The organism is Agrobacterium sp. BT-220-3, from assembly GCF_025910175.1.
GTDB classification, from domain to species: domain Bacteria; phylum Pseudomonadota; class Alphaproteobacteria; order Rhizobiales; family Rhizobiaceae; genus Agrobacterium; species Agrobacterium oryzihabitans.
Map to the genome: position 1 here is coordinate 52,626 of NZ_JAPAIX010000005.1, position 15,691 is coordinate 68,316.

The 15,691-nt window shown below is 60.7% G+C and carries 16 protein-coding genes; 3 read left to right on the plus strand and 13 right to left on the minus strand.

The features are described from left to right. Positions 1–59: 59 nt before the first annotated feature. From OK142_RS15190 to OK142_RS15210, 5 genes are all read right to left on the minus strand, one after another. Positions 60–995 (minus strand): 2-hydroxyacid dehydrogenase, encoded by a 936-nt coding sequence (locus OK142_RS15190; protein WP_216332240.1) that lies wholly within the window; start codon positions 993–995, stop codon positions 60–62. Between the two features lie 23 nt (positions 996–1,018). Then, a complete protein-coding gene (locus tag OK142_RS15195) occupies positions 1,019–1,750 on the minus strand; it encodes an amino acid ABC transporter ATP-binding protein (RefSeq protein ID WP_498683644.1) in 732 nt (243 codons plus the stop codon). Then, entirely contained in the window at positions 1,731–2,390 is a 660-nt protein-coding gene (locus tag OK142_RS15200) for an amino acid ABC transporter permease (protein ID WP_003499527.1), read from the minus strand. The genes OK142_RS15195 and OK142_RS15200 overlap by 20 nt, the downstream gene beginning before the upstream one ends. After that, the gene (locus OK142_RS15205; protein WP_082184744.1) at positions 2,387–3,091 is read right to left on the minus strand and encodes an amino acid ABC transporter permease; all 705 of its coding nucleotides are present in this window, start codon (positions 3,089–3,091) and stop codon (positions 2,387–2,389) included. The genes OK142_RS15200 and OK142_RS15205 overlap by 4 nt, the downstream gene beginning before the upstream one ends. Positions 3,092–3,157: 66 nt before the next feature. Further along, the gene (locus tag OK142_RS15210; RefSeq protein ID WP_216332238.1) at positions 3,158–3,961 is read right to left on the minus strand and encodes a transporter substrate-binding domain-containing protein; all 804 of its coding nucleotides are present in this window, start codon (positions 3,959–3,961) and stop codon (positions 3,158–3,160) included. A gap of 295 nt (positions 3,962–4,256) precedes the next feature. Here OK142_RS15210 and OK142_RS15215 point away from each other — a divergent pair, with 295 nt between their 5' ends. Continuing rightward, positions 4,257–4,577, plus strand: a complete 321-nt coding sequence (locus OK142_RS15215; RefSeq protein WP_216332236.1) for a hypothetical protein — start codon at positions 4,257–4,259, stop codon at positions 4,575–4,577. A 175-nt stretch (positions 4,578–4,752) separates the two neighbouring features. Continuing rightward, on the plus strand, positions 4,753–5,775 hold the full coding sequence (locus OK142_RS15220; protein WP_498683648.1) for a LacI family DNA-binding transcriptional regulator: 1,023 nt from the start codon (positions 4,753–4,755) through the stop codon (positions 5,773–5,775). Positions 5,776–5,938: 163 nt separating this feature from the next. Here OK142_RS15220 and OK142_RS15225 read toward each other — a convergent pair whose 3' ends face one another. The 7 genes from OK142_RS15225 to OK142_RS15255 form a co-directional block, all read right to left on the minus strand. Next, positions 5,939–6,967, minus strand: a complete 1,029-nt coding sequence (locus tag OK142_RS15225) for a trans-3-hydroxy-L-proline dehydratase (protein ID WP_498683650.1) — start codon at positions 6,965–6,967, stop codon at positions 5,939–5,941. Positions 6,968–6,977: 10 nt separating this feature from the next. Then, positions 6,978–8,687, minus strand: a complete 1,710-nt coding sequence (gene lhpI, locus OK142_RS15230) for a cis-3-hydroxy-L-proline dehydratase (protein WP_498683651.1) — start codon at positions 8,685–8,687, stop codon at positions 6,978–6,980. A gap of 12 nt (positions 8,688–8,699) precedes the next feature. After that, a complete protein-coding gene (locus tag OK142_RS15235; RefSeq protein WP_498683653.1) occupies positions 8,700–9,941 on the minus strand; it encodes an NAD(P)/FAD-dependent oxidoreductase in 1,242 nt (413 codons plus the stop codon). Further along, positions 9,941–10,663 (minus strand): amino acid ABC transporter ATP-binding protein, encoded by a 723-nt coding sequence (locus OK142_RS15240; RefSeq protein WP_003499507.1) that lies wholly within the window; start codon positions 10,661–10,663, stop codon positions 9,941–9,943. The genes OK142_RS15235 and OK142_RS15240 overlap by 1 nt, the downstream gene beginning before the upstream one ends. Then, positions 10,656–11,309 (minus strand): amino acid ABC transporter permease, encoded by a 654-nt coding sequence (locus tag OK142_RS15245; RefSeq protein WP_003499505.1) that lies wholly within the window; start codon positions 11,307–11,309, stop codon positions 10,656–10,658. The genes OK142_RS15240 and OK142_RS15245 overlap by 8 nt, the downstream gene beginning before the upstream one ends. 12 nt (positions 11,310–11,321) lie before the next feature. Further along, on the minus strand, positions 11,322–11,987 hold the full coding sequence (locus OK142_RS15250; protein WP_003499503.1) for an amino acid ABC transporter permease: 666 nt from the start codon (positions 11,985–11,987) through the stop codon (positions 11,322–11,324). Positions 11,988–12,058: 71 nt separating this feature from the next. Continuing rightward, positions 12,059–12,865, minus strand: a complete 807-nt coding sequence (locus tag OK142_RS15255) for an ABC transporter substrate-binding protein (RefSeq protein WP_003499501.1) — start codon at positions 12,863–12,865, stop codon at positions 12,059–12,061. Positions 12,866–13,331: 466 nt separating this feature from the next. Here OK142_RS15255 and OK142_RS15260 point away from each other — a divergent pair, with 466 nt between their 5' ends. After that, entirely contained in the window at positions 13,332–14,369 is a 1,038-nt protein-coding gene (locus tag OK142_RS15260) for an Ldh family oxidoreductase (protein WP_498683660.1), read from the plus strand. Positions 14,370–14,628: 259 nt separating this feature from the next. On the opposite strand, the gene OK142_RS15265 is transcribed toward OK142_RS15260, so the two are convergent. Then, entirely contained in the window at positions 14,629–15,594 is a 966-nt protein-coding gene (locus OK142_RS15265; protein ID WP_498683661.1) for a dihydrodipicolinate synthase family protein, read from the minus strand. Between the last annotated feature and the right edge of the window lie 97 nt (positions 15,595–15,691).

Below are 15,691 nucleotides of genomic sequence, written 5' to 3' on the forward strand. Positions count from 1 at the left end.
AACGAAAACGGCGCGACAGAAGCCGCGCCGTCAGACGACAAACGTCAATCTGGCATTCGTCAGACAACCGGCGTCGGCAGGTCCTTGCCGGCGAAGTGGGCATCGAGATTGGCGAGAACCAGATCGGCCATGGCGCGCCGGGTCTGGTGTGTGCCACTGCCGACATGCGGCGCGAGCGTGACGGTATCGAAGGCGAAAAGCGCCTCCGGCACACGCGGCTCGTCTTCAAAGACATCCAGAGCTGCCCCACCGATCGTGCCGCTGGAAAGCGCCTCAACCAGCGCCTTCTCATCCACCAGCGAACCACGCGCCACATTGACAAGCACACCCTGGGGACCGAGTGCCTTCAGCACATCCGCATTGACGATATGGCGTGTTTCGGCGGTGGCGGCGGCGGCGATGATCAGCACATCGCAATTGGCGGCCAGCGCCTCGATGCTGTCGTAATAGTCATAGGACACGTCACGGCGGTTTCTGGCGGTGTAGGAAATCCGCGCATCGAACCCTTCAAGCCTTCTGGCAATCGCCTGACCGATGCGGCCGAGGCCGAAAATGCCATAGCGGCGGCCGGCCACACGGGTGGAAAGACCCATATCGCCCTTCAGCCATTGGCCGGTGCGCACATGCTGATCCGCCTGCGGCAGCTTGCGCGCCTGCGCCAGAACCAGACCGAGCGCCAGATCGGCAACATCCGCCGTCAGCACGTCAGGCGTATTGGAAACGCGGAAACCGCGTTGCTTGGCTTCCGCCAGATCCACCTTGTCGAAACCGACGCCGTTGATGGCGACAATTTCAAGATTGGGGAGTGCCGCACCAATATCCGCCGGCAGGCCGATATGACCACCGGTGACGACGCCGCGGATTGCAGCACCCTTTTCAGAAAGGAATGCCGCCTTGTCTGCAGCCTCGAACAGGCGATGCACTGTGAAGCGCTGCGCAAGTTCCTGTTCGAGTGCCGGGATCAACGGGCACAATTGCAAGATTTCAGTAGTCATGAACTTTCCTTTGTGCCGGTGAACTATTTCACATCGGCCTTGACGAATTGCCGGAGTTCCGGCGTTTGCGGATTGGCGAAAAGTTCCGCCGAGCGGCCCTGCTCCCAGATCTTGCCCTTGTGCATGAAGATGGTTTCGGTCGCCACGCGCCGCGCAAAAGCCATTTCATGGGTAACGAGGATCATGGTCATGCCGCCCTTGGCGAGGTTTTCCATAACCGTCAGCACTTCCTCGGTCAGCTCAGGGTCGAGCGCCGAAGTCACTTCGTCGAACAGCATAACCTTCGGCCGCATGGCGAGCGAACGGGCAATCGCCACGCGCTGCTGCTGGCCGCCGGAAAGCTGGTCGGGATAGGAATCGAATTTCTCCGACAGGCCGACGAGTTGCAGAACCTCGCGGGCAATGTCCTTCGTTTCCGATTTGGCCACGTCCTTGACGATACGCGGGGCGAGCATGATGTTTTCGCCGACCGTCAGATGCGGGAAAAGATTGTAGCTCTGGAAGACGATGCCGACATCGGTACGCAGCTTGCGCAGCGCTTTGGCATCGTCGCCCAGCGCATGGCCGGCGATTTCGATGCGACCGGAATTGATCTTCTCCAGCCCGTTCATGCAGCGCAGCAGCGTGCTCTTGCCCGAACCCGAGCGGCCGATGAGGGCGAAGACTTCTCCGCGACCGACCATCAGCGACACACCTTTGAGGACCTCCAGAGCGCCAAAGCTCTTGTGAACGTTTTCAACGATTACTTCCGGCATGAAGCCTCCTTTCCAGCCAACGCGACAGCTGGGACAACGGGTAGCAGACGATGAAATAAAGCACGGCCACCGCGACGAAGACGCGGAACGGCTGGAACGTGGCATTGTTGATGAGCTGCCCCGCTCTCGCCAGTTCGACGAAACCGATGATCGATGCGATGGACGTATTCTTGACGACCTGAACGGCAAAACCGACGGTCGGCGGCAGGGAAATGCGGATCGCCTGTGGCAGGATGACGTATCGGTACTGCTGGGCGCGGGTGAGCGCCAGCGATTCCGATGCTTCCCACTGCTGCTTCGGCACCGCCTGGATGCAGCCGCGCCAGATTTCCGCGAGATAACCCGACGTATAGATCGTCATCGATGCACCGGCGGCGATCAGTGGCGGCAGTTCCAGTCCGGCAAGGCTGAGGCCGTAATAGGAAAGGAACAGGATCATCAGTACCGGAATGCCCTGGATGACCTGAATATAGGTGCCGGCTGCAATGCGCAGCAGCTTGTTATCCGACGTGCGGGCCAGTGCGATGAAAAAGCCGACGATGCCGCCGCCGATGAGCGCAATGATTGTCAGAAGCACGGTCCATTGCAGGGCGGTGAGCAGAAAGCCGAACTCGTTCCAGCCGAATGTTCGAAGAGTCATGACTGCACCTCCGGCAAGGCGGTCATCGTCTTGCGCGCCACCCGGCGGCCAAACAGCCACATGCCGACGAGGGCAAGGATGAGCCGCAGGCTGAGCGCCAGCGCAAGATAGATGAGCGTGACGACAATATAGACCTCGAAGGAGCGATAGGTCTGCGATTCCACGAAGGCAGCGGCAGCCGCAAGCTCGTGGGTGGAAATGGCCGAACATATGCTCGATGCCAGCATCATCAGCACGAACTGGCTGCACAGCGAGGGATAGACCTTGGCGATGGCAGGCACGATGATGACGTGACGATAGATCTGGTATCTGGTGAAACCAAGCGCTTCGCCCGCCTCGATCTGCGACTTGTGCACCGCCTCGATGCCGGCGCGGATGATTTCCGTCGAATAGGCGGCAAGGTTGATCGTCATGCCGATCAGCGCTGCCGTATCCGCCCCGACGCGAAAGCCGAGACCCGGCAGACCGAAATAGACGATGAAAAGCTGCACCAGAAATGGCGTGTTGCGGATTACCTCCACGTAAGCGTCCACGATGATGCGGACGATGCCGCCATTGATGGAACGCAGCGAGGCCAGAAGAATGCCGAAAGCGCAGCCGAGCACGATGGAGAGAACAGACAGCTTGATCGTCAGCCATATGCCGTTCAGAATCTCGTTCTGATATTGGGCGAGCGCGCCGAATTGAAAAGTATAGGACATGCGTCACTCCGTTGACATTTCCCGGCCCGCCGGAATGTTCCCCGGCGGGCGCGTTGAAAGGCTCAATCAGAAGCTTGGCAATTGCGGCAGCGGACGGCCGGTCCACTTCACCGAGATACGGTCAAGGTCACCCGACATCTTCATGAGATAGATGGAGGTGTTCAGCCACTGACGCAGCTCGAAATCCTCCATCTTCGTCGCCATGGAATTGCCCTGCTGGAAGAAGGTGAAACCGACCTGCAGACCGGCTTCCGGACGCTGCTTGATGATCGCCTCGCCGACCGTGGACGGCAGGGCTACGGCATCGACCTGACCGGCAAGCAGAGCCTGGGCGCTGGTGGAATCGTCTTCATAGACGACGATTTCGAGACCTTCGACATTGGCCTTGCGCAGCGCGGTTTCCTGCGAGGAACCGCGATTGACCGAAACCCGCTTGCCTTTCAGGCTGTCGAGATTTTCGAACTTCTGGTCCTTGCCGGAGATGATGTCCATGTTGAAGGCGCTGTAGGGCTGCGTGAACATCACGGTCTTGGCGCGTTCGCCGGTCGGCGCAAGCGTCGCGACAAGGAAATCGACCTTGCCGGTCTGAAGGGCGGGAATACGCGCAGGCGGCGTTAGCGGCACCAGTTCGACCGGCAGCGACAGGTAAGAGCCGATGAGGTTGGCGACATCAACGTCATAACCGGAAGGATTACCCTTCTCGTCCACCATGCCCATCGGCGGCGCACCGGTGAGAACACCGATCTTGACCTTGCCGCGCGCCGTGATCTCGCTGAGCGAAACGGCATGGGCCGAGGTGGTCGCGGCAAGCGCTGCTGCGGCAACGCTGACGGCAACGGTCATGTTCTTCAGGAATCTGGATATGCTCATGGTTTCTCCTCCAACCTTATAGTGGCTGCCCGAACGGAACAGCCGGCCTTGCGCAGATCGAAAAATGTTCTCGATAACATTTCGACGCGATTTACAAAAAACTCCTCCCAAGATGACGCAAACGCTCAAAACCACTCGAATTTACAAGTAAATTCAATGATTTTTGCCGAATATCGATTTTCCTCTCATCGACATCATTTCGCGTTCTTGGCAGGAAGAGTAATGCATGTTATCGGTATCATTGCAAGTCCGATCTACAGAACTGTTGCAATCGGCATTCATTCGGGAGGAAAGCATGTACACACGTTCGGCCATTTTCGAAGGCAATATCCACCCCGGCCGGGAGGAGGAATTTTTCCGCATCGTCGAGGAGAAGCTTCTGCCGGTCTGGAAGCGCATGCCCAACGCGCAGGCCGTGCGGGTCATGCGCACCGAGCGTACGGACCCGGACGCCGCCGCCATCATCATGGTTCAGGAAATCGACTACCCCTCCATGGAAGCCGTCGAAGAAGCGCTGGTATCGCCGGTCCGGATGGAGGGCCGGGTACTGACGGATGAGATGATGAGCATGTGCGACGGGCGTTTTTATCATCTGGTCTATCGCCGAGTCGCATAAATCCGGTGCACGCCGCACCGATCTGCAATCATGCGGCGTGCTTTCCCTCCCTGTCTTCGTGTATGTCTTGTCCTGAAACCGGTTCGAATTGTTGCCGGCTTAAAAACTGGGGAGACATGCTTTGGTGGAGCGCACGCCCTTGGCCGCAGCGTTAGTCACGTCAAAAAAAGCAACCATGAGCGACGTCTCGAAACTCGCAGGCGTCTCCAAGATGACCGTTTCGCGCGTGCTGGCCGATCCTGCGCTGGTGTCTGAGGAGACACGCCAGAAGGTGATGAAGGCCATCGAGAAGCTGGGTTATGTGCCTGATAGAATCGCCGGTTCGCTTTCCTCCCGGCGTACAAATTTCATCACCGCCATCCTGCCGACGCTCACCAACTCCAACTTCGCCGACAGCGCACAGGGGCTCGCCAACGCGCTGCGCGCCGCCGATTACCAGTTGCTGATCGGCTACACGATGTACGACCTTCAGGAGGAGGAGCGCGTCATCCGCACCATGATGGAACGCCGCCCCGACGCCATCGTCGTTGCCGGAACGGTGCATACCAAGATGGCGAGCGAAGTTTTGATGCGCGCCGGCATCCCGATCGTGGAAATATGGGACGTTCCCGAACATCCGATCGACCACGCGGTCGGCTTCTCCAACTACGAAGTGGGAAGAAACGCCGCCAAATACCTGATATCACTTGGTTTTAAGAGGATCGGAGCGCTGGGGTCGCGGGCTGATGGCGATGTGAAGGACTGGCGTGGCGAAAGCCGTCTTCTCGGCTTTGGTGCCGCACTTCGCGAAGCCGGCATTGCCGATGACCTCATCATCCGCGAAGGCAGCGCCCCGGTCTCCTATGACCATGGGGCCAAAACGCTCGGCTCGCTGCTGGCGAAAGCCCCGGATGTCGAAGGCATTTTCGCAGTGTCCGATATTTCCGCTGTCGGCGCGCTGATGGAATGTCACCGCCGCGGCATTCACGTGCCCGACCGGATTTCCATCCTCGGCTTCGGCGATTTCGACATTGGCAGGCAATGTTATCCGGCAATTTCGACGATCCGTGTCGATGCCCAGATGATCGGCCGTAAGGCCGGCGAATTGCTGCTGTCCATTTTGGAGCCGGAAAAAGGTGCTGCCGTTCCCGAAGGTGCGCGGGTGGATGTCGGGTTCGAGCTGATCGTGCGCGAGACGACGAAGCGGCTGGGTGGCTGAGTAGCCCTCCTCCCTCATTCCTGTGCTTGTCACAGGAATCCAGTCAGCCCAAGTCCTTGGGCTGGAAGGACTCTCTCCGCCGCGCAGACGCGCGTCGGCTGGATTCCTGTGACAAGCACAGGAATGAGGGAAGAGCAGGCACTCGCCCCTCTGGTAGAGTCGTTTAACGCGCGCCCCACGTATCCGTCAGACGATACCCCTCCGGCCACGGATCCGACGGATCGAGCATGTGCTGGTGGATGCCAGTGATCCAGCCGCGGCCGGAGATTTCCGGCAGGATGGCCGGGCGGTCGCCGACCGTTGTCGTTCCGAGAATGCGGCCGGTAAAGGTGGAGCCGATCAGCGACACCGCCGTCAGTGTTTCGCCTTCCTTCATTTCACCGCGTGCATGCAGCACGGCCATGCGGGCGGAAAGTGCCGTGCCGGTGGGCGAGCGATCCACTTTGCCCGGCTGGATGGCGACGGCAGCACCGGCCCGTAGGCCCTCGGCGGTACGTTCCACCTTGCCCGCGAACAGGCAGAAGGAAAAATGCCGCCAGTCAGGGTTCTCAGGATGCTCGAAGCTCAAAGCCTTGTTGGCGGCATTGGTGATGCGCACGCCGAGGCGGGCGATCTCGTGCGCTTCTTCCGGCTTCAGGCTGAAACCCATCGCCTCGGCATCGACGATGACGAAACTGTCGCCGCCATAGGCCGTGTCCACCTTCAGCGTGCCGAGGCCTTCGACCTCGAGTTCGACGTCCAGCTTTGCGGCAAAGCTCGGCAGGTTCTGCACGAAAATGCGCTCGGCCTTGCCGTTGCGGCATTCGGCGCGCACCTTCACCAGCCCGCCCGGCGCTTCCAACAGCATATGGGTTTCCGGCTCCTGCATCGGCACGATGCCGCCGTCCAGAAGCACGGTGGAAACGCAGATGGAGTTGGAGCCGGACATGGGCGGCGTGTCTTCCGGCTCCATGATGATGAAGGCGGCATCTGCGTCTGGATGTTTCGGCGGCACCAGCAGGTTGACGTGGCGGAACACGCCGCCGCGCGGCTCGTTGAGCACGAAATTGCGCAGCGTCTCATCACGGGCAATGAACCGGCTCTGTTCCCAGATCGTCTCACCCGGCGGCGGCTTCACGCCACCAACGATCACATCTCCCACCTCGCCTTCCGCATGGGCGGAAATGACGTGAACGGTCTTGATACTGCGCATTGAAAACTCCTCAGGAAAGCCAGGAAGGAAGACGGGAAATGGCGTGGCCGGTCAGCGCGCTTTCAACGCAGTCGGCAAGGCTGCCGAAGCGCACTGCGCGGCCGCTGAGGCCGGGGCCGTAATGGGCGTATTTGCCGGAATTGGTCATCAGCGCCTTTGTTTTCGTCGGGAAAACCGGCTCGGAAATCGAGCACCAGCAGAGATCGGGCAGCACCTGCACACCACTCTCATGCAGGCTTTTCAAGGTGCCGTCCTGGCCGGCCGCGTCGATGACCTGCTGTCCTGCAGTGACGATGACGGCGACATCCGCATGACGCCTGCGACCGGAGAAGGCATCCGCGAGCGCGCGGCATTCTTCCAGCGACGCATGGGGGCTGCCAATGGCGACGAGCTGCACATCCTGCGGCCCCTCATTCAGAAGCGACCAGCCGGCGGCCATATCGGCAAGCGAAATGGTGACGGTTTCGGCTGTTTCCACAGGCGCAAGCCCGGCCTCCGGGGTCACACCCTCGATATGCAGCATGGGAGCGGCCGAGGTCGTGCCGAAAGCGGCGCAGAGCGCTTTCAAATCATCCCGCGATGGCTTTGCGACGGCGAGTCCGCGCAGAAGCGGAATGCAATCGGACGCCGCCTTGCCGGCGAGGTAACCGACGAGCGGCCAGAAGGCATCGTTGATTCCCTCAGGCAAAGCCACATCGACAATGTGTTGCGGCCGGCGGTTTTCCTCGAGATAGACGCCAGACAAGGGTGCCCTGCCCGTCAAGGCGATGCAGAGATCGAGAAAATCCGGGTGTTTGGCGGTGCGCGCACCGAGAACCGTGTTGGCGAAGATCACCGCATTCGATTCGGCCCAGGCGATCATGTCGCCGGCCTGCGGCGCGCTGTCGAGGAGATAGGGCGAACAGGTAAAGGTTGGCCGACAGCCCATGCGCACATAGGCATCCGCAAGCCTTGCGGCCGGATCGCCGAAATCCTCCGGCACGCCCTGGGCGCGCCAATGCGCCTTGTCCACCGAAATGGCGTTCATGGTCGTGGGCACGCGTACCTTCGCACCCATCTCCGCCATTTTTTCCGCAAAGGTGAGATTGGCGGGGCTCGCATAGATGCAGCCGTCAATATGGCCCTGCGTGACATCGACCAGCGCTGACGCCCCCTGCTGGGCGGCCATGGCGATGATGATGCGCATCGCCTGCTGCGCGGCAATGCCATCACGGCCCTCGAGCATTGCCCGGTCGTCACCCTTGAGATCGAGATGCGCCGTCGCCGGCGGTGCGATTGCCAGGGAAACGCCATCGGCCTCGATGGTCTTTTCACCGATACGGACATGAGCGGCGCGGGAGAACCGGGCGAAATTCTCCGTGTCGAGGCGCAGCACCGGCAAAGGCTTGCCGAACATTTCGGCGGCGATCAACGCACCCAGCGTCAGCACATCTTCGGCCTCGCAGAAAACCAGCGCCGAGGGCGCGCGGCCCGTCAGGATGAGATCGAGCAACACGCCCGAACCGGTGCAGGAACCGCGGCTGGTGGGCATGAACAGCACGCCGCCGGTGAGACAGACGCCATGCAGCGGGTGGTGCACGTCAATGACCTTGCCGGTGGCGGGATCGACGCCGCCCCAGAAGCTCAGCGCCTCGGTGGTGGCGATCACCGCACCTTCAGCCGCACCGGCCAATATGCTGCGTGCCTGAGGCACGGCTGTTGTCGAAAGGGAAGAAGACATCGGAAATCCCCGTCAGAAACGTTGTGGCGAAAATGCCCTTGTATCGATGGCGGGCTTTTGCCCCGTCAGAAGATCGGCGACGATGCAGGCCGTGCCCGCCGATTGTGTCAGTCCCAGATGGCCGTGGCCGAAAGCATAGACCACCCGCGCCGTGTGCCGTGCCTGACCGATGGCCGGCAGGCTGTCCGGCAGCGAGGGGCGAAAGCCCATCCATTGCTTGCCGCCTTCGGTCCTGAGGCCCGGCAGGAAGCTCGCCGCCTTTTTCAGAAGCGCTTCGGAGCGGGCGAAATTGGCCGGCAGCTCAAGCCCGCCCAGTTCCACCGCACCGCCGACGCGAATGCCGGAGGAAAGCCGCGTGACGACGAAGCCATGGCCGCCGAAGGTCACCTGGGTGCGCAGATCAAAAGCGCCGGACGGCAGGGTGGTATTATACCCCCGTTCCGTTTCCAGCGGAATTTTTTCCCCGAGCGAGCGGGCGATGCGATGCGAAAAAGCGCCCGCCGCCAGCACGACCTTGCCGGCCTTGCGGGTGCGCCCGTCATGGCTCACCACCTCGACGCCGTCTTCCAGCGGCCTGAGTGCGGCAATATCGAGCCGTTCGATACGCCCGCCAATGGCGCGGAAATGTTCGGCAAGTGCAAGCGTATAAAGCCTGGGATCGGCAATGGAATACCAGCCGGGTGTAAACGTGCCGCAGGTGAAACGCGGCGCAATGCCGGGCTGTATCTCGGCCATCTGCTCGGCATTGAGGTGGCGAAACTCGATGCCGTGGCGCTCGCGCACCTTCCAGCCGGGAAGCGAACTCTCGAATTCGGCTTCGCTTTCATAGACCTGGAGGTTGCCCTCCTTGCGCAGCATGGCGATCGTGTCGGTCTTTTTAAGGAAGGGCTCAAGCTTGGCCTTCGACAGATCCATCAGCGCAGTCTGGGCGGCAGTGGAATGCTCGACCTTGGAGGCGGCACAGGCACGCCAGAAGCGGAGCATCCACGGCGCGATCTTCAGCGCATAGGCCGGCGGCACGCTGAGCGGACCGAGCGGATCGAGAAGCCACTTCGGCGCTTTCCAGAGAATGCCGGGCGACGCGAGCGGCAATATATCGGTGAAGGCGAATGCGCCGGCATTGCCTGCCGACGCGCCTGCCGCCGGCCCTTCGCGGTCGATGACGGTGACCGAAAGGCCGCGCGTCTGCGCGGCGATTGCCGCCGAGAGGCCGACAACGCCGGCCCCGATAACGATGGCATCATTGGCTGGCATTACCGCACGCTCGCCAGGAACTTCTGCGTCTCGGCATGCTGCGGCGCGCCGAACAGCTGGTCCGGCGTGCCGATTTCCGCCATCACGCCCTGATGGAAGAAGGCGACGCGGTTGGAGACATCACGGGCGAAGGCCATTTCATGGGTGACGCAGATCATCGTCATACCCTCATCCGCCAGCATCTTCAGCGTGTCGAGCACTTCGCCGACCAGCATCGGGTCGAGCGCGGAGGTGACTTCGTCGAACAGCATATATTCCGGCGACATGGCAAGCGCGCGGGCAATCGCCATACGCTGCTGCTGACCGCCAGACATGCGGTTTGGATAGACCTTCAGCTTTTCGGCAAGACCCACATGGGTCAGTTGCTTGACGGCGATTTCCTCGGCCTGCTCCTTCGAGATGCCGAGCACCTTGCGCGGCGCCAGCATGACGTTTTCCAGCACCGTCAGATGCGGAAAGGCGTTCCATTGCTGGAAAACGATGCCGACCTTGCGGCGCAGCTTGTTGAGATCGGTCGATTTGGCATGCACTTCCGTGCCGTCGATGACGATCTTGCCGCTGTCGATCGGCTCCAGGCCGTTGATGCAGGTGAGCAAGGTCGACTTGCCGGAGCCGGAGCCGCCGATGATGGTGACGACCTCGCCTTTGCTGACGGTCAGGTTGATCCCTTTCAGAACCTCCAGCGGGCCGAAGGATTTGCGGACGTTTTCGATCTCAATCATTGGGGGACCACCGTCTTTCGAGATACCCGCCGAAACGGGCGATGGGGAAGCTGATAAGGAAATAGATGGCGCCGCAGATCATGAGAATGGTCAGCGGTTCCTGTAGCCGGGTGACGAGGATCTGCGAGGCGCGCAGAAGCTCGATGAGGCCGAGCCACAGCACCAGCGCCGAATCCTTCATGACGCCGAGTGTCAGCCCGATCCAGGACGGCAACGACACGCGGGTGGCAAGCGGCAGCACGATGTAGCGCATGTCCTGCGACCAGGTCATGCCGAGCGACCGGCAAGCGCGGCGCGTGTTGGACGGCACGGCGCCGATGCCGCCACGCACGATTTCCGTGCAATAGGCTGCCGTATAAAGCGACAGCACGACACAGGAGGTGGTGAAGGGCGGCCAGCCGAGCTTGGCGATCGACTGGAAGGAATTTCCGAGCACCAGCTGGATCAACAGCGGTACAGAGCGGAAAATATCCAGCACGAAGGTCAGCGGCAGGGACCAGTAGGGCCCGAGCTGGACACGGATGACGCCGAAGATGATCCCCATGATGGTGCCTGCCGTGACGGCGACGGCGGTGACGGCAAGCGTCATCCCCGCACCCTTGGCCAGGAAGGCGAGATCACTCCAGGTGAGAGCGGTTTCAAACATGGCTCACCTCTCTCAGTAACGGAACAGACGCCAGGCCAGCATTCTGGCGGCGAGCGTGACGATCTTGGCGATCACGTAATAGATGACCGCGGCGAGCGCGAAGAATTCGAAAGTGCGGAACGAGCGCGCATTGAGGGCCTGCGTGACACCGGCAAGGTCCGTATTCATGCCGACCGTGACACCGAGCGAGGTCATCAGGATCGCCCAGACCATCTGGTTGGTGGCGGGCAGGAAGGCGACGCGCAGCATCTGCGGCATGATGATGAGCCGGAAGGTCTGCATCGACGTCATGCCAAGCGAGCGGCCGGAACGGGTCTGCGTATCCGGTATCGCTTTCAGCGCCCCACGGAAGTTCTCCGCAAGATAACCGGCATTGTTGAAGGCGATGCCGACCAGAAGCGCCGTATAGGGGCTGAGGTGAATGCCGAAATTGCCAAGCCCGAAATGGGCCATGTATATCTGGAACAGCGCCGGCGTGTTGCGGGCAACCTCCACCCAGATGGAGGCGAGTGCGCTTAGAATTCGGTTACCGGAAAGCCGGAACAGCGTCAGCACGATGGCGAAGGCCAGACCGATCACCATCGAGAGAATGGCAATCTGCAGCGTCACCACCGCACCGTCCAGAAGCTGCGGCAAAGCCTTCAGCGCCTGATTCCAGTGAAATGTATAGTTGAACATGGGCGTCCCGCCTTTTCAGAAACGATCAACGGCGCGATCATCTTGACCGCGCCGTTTACGAAAAGTCCTGATCAGCGATAAACGCCGTTGACGGTGAGCGAGGGAACTTCGCCGCCAACCCATTTTTCATAGAGCTCGGCGTAGCGGCCGGTGCGAACCTGCTGGTTGATGAAGAGGTTCAGGTAGTTGATGAAGCCATATTCATCGCGGTTGGTGAAGAGCGCGACATAGTCGATGTCGTAAGGCGCCTTGCCGACCACGGAGATGCCGGCGAACTTGCCGCCCTTGACGTTGGACTGCGCAACCGTCGAGGTGGAAACGGTGGCATCGATCTGGCCCTGGCTAAGCGCGAGGAACACATCTGCCTGGGTCTGGTAAGGACGGAATTCGCCGACGCCCCATTCCTTGACCGACTTTTCAAGCGCGATGGCTTCGAACGTGCCGGCGGTTGCACCGACGGTCTTGCCCTTCATGTCTTCAAAAGACTTGATGCCGGACTTGTCGTTGGCGGTAACGGCCATTTCGAAGGCGAAGTAAGGCACCGTCATGCCGACCGTCTTGGCGCGCTCAAGCGTATCCGACGTGGAAGCAACGCCGACATCGACGCGACCGGACATCAGCGCGGGAATGCGCTCGGGGAAAGGCGTTTCGACGATTTCAGCCGTGACGCCGAGCGCCTTGGCGAGATCGTTGCAATAATCGACATCGAAGCCGATCGGATTGTTGGCGTCATCACGCGCGCCCATGGGCGGGAAATCGAGCACGACGGCGCAACGCAGCGTGCCAGACGAAATGATGTCGTCAAGTTTGTCGGCCTTGGCCGGAGTAATAGCGAAAGTGGCGGCCAGCAGGCCGGCGACGATGACCGATTTTTTCATTCTTTATTTGCTCCCACAATTGGTCTGCCTTTGAAGGCGCGGTCACTATTTCCCCACGGGAGCGATAAATCAACATAAAAATACAAGGAGTATACAAAAAGAATTTTTTGCATGTGCGAATGATCGGAATTTTGTCAGGCAAGCTTTATGGAAAACGGTGCAGGAAAATGTGGAGCGGCGCAGAAAGGCCCGACGCCCCTCATTCCTGTGCTTGTCACAGGAATCCAGTCGGCACGCGTCGGCGGGACGGGAAGAGTCTTTTCAGCCCAAAGACTTGGGCTGGCTGGATTCCTGTGACAAGCACAGGAATGAGGGCGCGGGAAACGTCGTGGAAAACCGGGAGCTTTGCGCCTAGCGCTTTGATCTGCGCTCTCATAACACTTCACTGAAAAGACGAGTTGCAATAGCACCGCCTTTGTATACTTTATGTATTCAAAATGTGCGAGCCCGACATCGGAGGATTATGATGAGCGACACCACCACCTTGACCATTGGAGAGCTTTCGGCCCGGATCGAAGCAATTTTTCGCAAGGCCGGTCTCAATGCCGTCCAGTCGGGAGCGATCGCACGCGTCATCACGGCCGGTGAGAGGGACGCCTGTAAATCCCATGGCATTTACCGCATCGAAGGTGCGCTCCGCACCGTCAAGGCGGGCAAGGTGAAGCCCGATGCAATCCCGGAAGTGGCCGAAGATGACGGCACGGCGATCGTGAAGATCAACGCCAATGGCGGATTTGCCAACCCCGCTTTCGAGCTTGGCCTGCCTGTTCTGGTCGAGCGGGCGAAACGCTCCGGCATCGCCGCGCTCGTCATCAATGACTGCACCCATTTCTCGGCGCTCTGGCCGGAAGTCGAGGGCCTTACGTCGAATGGCCTTGCCGGGCTGGTGATGTGCCCGAGCTATTCCACCGTAGCACCCACCGGTGGAGCCAAACCGCTGCTCGGCACCAACCCCTTCGCCTTCGGCTGGCCGCGCAGGGACACTTCCCCTTACGTCTTTGATTTCGCGACATCGGTTGCGGCGCGTGGTGAAATAGAGTTGCATCGGCGCGCGGGAAAATCCCTGCCGGAAGGCTGGGCTCTGGATGCCGATGGCAAGCCGACGACCGACCCCGAGGCGGCCCTTGCCGGCTCGATGCTGCCCTTCGGCGGCCACAAGGGATCGGCCATCGGCACGATGATCGAACTTCTCGCCGGCATCATGATCGGCGACCTGACCAGCCCCGAAGCGCTCGAATTTCTCGGCACCACCACGCTTGCCCCGACCCATGGCGAGTTGATCATCGCCTTTTCGCCGGAAGCCTTTGCCAAGGGCCGCCCGGGCGATCCCTTCCAGCGGGCTGAAGTGCTGTTCGACGCCATCATCGGCCAGGGCGCCCGCCTGCCGTCCGGCCGACGCTTCACTGCCCGCGCCAAATCCGAAAGCGAAGGCATCACGCTCACCGCCGCCGAAATGGCCGGGCTCGACCGGCTGCTGGAAAAGGGGCTGGATGCGGTCTCCTGACCGCGTTTGGATGTGGGAATGAAAAAGGCCCGCGATTGCGGGCCTTTTTCATGGTGACACCGCTTCCCGCTCCGTCACCCCGGACTAGATCCGGGGTCCAGTGCGATCAAGTCCTTGATCGCAGAAGAGTCCTTTCACAGCGCAGACGCGCTGTGGCTGGATGCCGGATCAAGTCCGGCATGGCGGAGGAGAGACATCAAACCTCATCACATGCAAAAAAGGCCCGCAATTGCGGGCCTTTTTTTACAGCAGCAATATCTCAGGCCGCCTTGCAGGCCTGCACCGCGCCCGGAAGCTTGCTCCAGTCGGCGTACCAGCTGTTGAACAGCTTGAACTGCGCCTCGACATAACCGCGCTGGCTGTCGGTCAGGGCGTCGGTTTCGTTAAAGTGCAGCGTGTATTCCCTGTCGCCCTTCAGCACCATCATGTGCTTGAAATAGAGAACCAGATCCGGGCCTTCATCGAAGGAAGAGAGCACGGCCAGCGCTTGTTCCAGCTCCAGCGCGCGGGCACGGGCATCGGCATCGCCCTTGGCGGCAGCCTGCGACAGCTTGCAGAGATGAATGACTTCCTTCGGCAGCACGTTGCCGATGCCGGTGATGGCACCCGTTGCGCCGCAATTGACGAAGCCGTGGACGACGGCGGTATCGACGCCGATCATCAGGGTCACGTCATCATCGCGGCTGGTGATGTTTTCAGCGGCATAACGCATATCGGCCGGGCCGCCGAATTCCTTGAAGCCGACGAGGTTCTTGTGTTCGGCACGCAGCGCGAAGAAGAGATCGGCGCGGGTGGCGAAGCCGTAATAGGGGCTGTTGTAGATGACAGCCGGCGTTTCAGGAGCCGCCGCGAGGATGGCCTTGAAATGCGCCTTCTGGGCGGAGATGACCGAACCGCGCGACAGGACGCGCGGAATGACCATCAGGCCCTTTGCGCCAACCTTCTGGGCGTGGGCGGCATGCGCCACGGCGGATGCCGTGTTGACGGCGCCGGTGCCGACGATGACCGGAATGCCGGCTTTCACCAGACGCTCCACGCCTTCCATGCGCTGCTCGTCCGTCAGGAGCGGCCAGTCGCCCATGGAACCGCAATAAACGACTGCCGACATTCCATCGGCGATCAGTTCCTTGCCCTTGCGGACAAGCGCGTCGAAATCGGGAGTGCGATCATCCTTGCAGGGGGTCATCAAGGCGGGAATCACGCCGGAAAAAATGCTGGCCGTCATTACTAGCTCCTAAGGGACAGTTTTTCAGGAATGGACGCACCTCCGCGCCATCCTTTCGACAAGGACACTACAATCTTGTATTTTATTTGTCGACAAG

Bases quoted from the DNA above. Each gene is read 5' to 3' on its own strand.
- OK142_RS15255 (WP_003499501.1), bottom strand. From the start codon at position 12,865: ATGAAAAAATCGGTCATCGTCGCCGGCCTGCTGGCCGCCACTTTCGCT.
- OK142_RS15245 (WP_003499505.1), bottom strand. From the start codon at position 11,309: ATGTTTGAAACCGCTCTCACCTGGAGTGATCTCGCCTTCCTGGCCAAG.
- OK142_RS15250 (WP_003499503.1), bottom strand. From the start codon at position 11,987: ATGTTCAACTATACATTTCACTGGAATCAGGCGCTGAAGGCTTTGCCG.
- OK142_RS15190 (WP_216332240.1), bottom strand. From the start codon at position 995: ATGACTACTGAAATCTTGCAATTGTGCCCGTTGATCCCGGCACTCGAA.
- lhpI (WP_498683651.1), bottom strand. From the start codon at position 8,687: ATGTCTTCTTCCCTTTCGACAACAGCCGTGCCTCAGGCACGCAGCATA.
- OK142_RS15195 (WP_498683644.1), bottom strand. From the start codon at position 1,750: ATGCCGGAAGTAATCGTTGAAAACGTTCACAAGAGCTTTGGCGCTCTG.
- OK142_RS15260 (WP_498683660.1), top strand. From the start codon at position 13,332: ATGAGCGACACCACCACCTTGACCATTGGAGAGCTTTCGGCCCGGATC.
- OK142_RS15220 (WP_498683648.1), top strand. From the start codon at position 4,753: ATGAGCGACGTCTCGAAACTCGCAGGCGTCTCCAAGATGACCGTTTCG.
- OK142_RS15205 (WP_082184744.1), bottom strand. From the start codon at position 3,091: ATGTCCTATACTTTTCAATTCGGCGCGCTCGCCCAATATCAGAACGAG.
- OK142_RS15235 (WP_498683653.1), bottom strand. From the start codon at position 9,941: ATGCCAGCCAATGATGCCATCGTTATCGGGGCCGGCGTTGTCGGCCTC.
- OK142_RS15240 (WP_003499507.1), bottom strand. From the start codon at position 10,663: ATGATTGAGATCGAAAACGTCCGCAAATCCTTCGGCCCGCTGGAGGTT.
- OK142_RS15215 (WP_216332236.1), top strand. From the start codon at position 4,257: ATGTACACACGTTCGGCCATTTTCGAAGGCAATATCCACCCCGGCCGG.
- OK142_RS15265 (WP_498683661.1), bottom strand. From the start codon at position 15,594: ATGACGGCCAGCATTTTTTCCGGCGTGATTCCCGCCTTGATGACCCCC.
- OK142_RS15225 (WP_498683650.1), bottom strand. From the start codon at position 6,967: ATGCGCAGTATCAAGACCGTTCACGTCATTTCCGCCCATGCGGAAGGC.
- OK142_RS15200 (WP_003499527.1), bottom strand. From the start codon at position 2,390: ATGACTCTTCGAACATTCGGCTGGAACGAGTTCGGCTTTCTGCTCACC.
- OK142_RS15210 (WP_216332238.1), bottom strand. From the start codon at position 3,961: ATGAGCATATCCAGATTCCTGAAGAACATGACCGTTGCCGTCAGCGTT.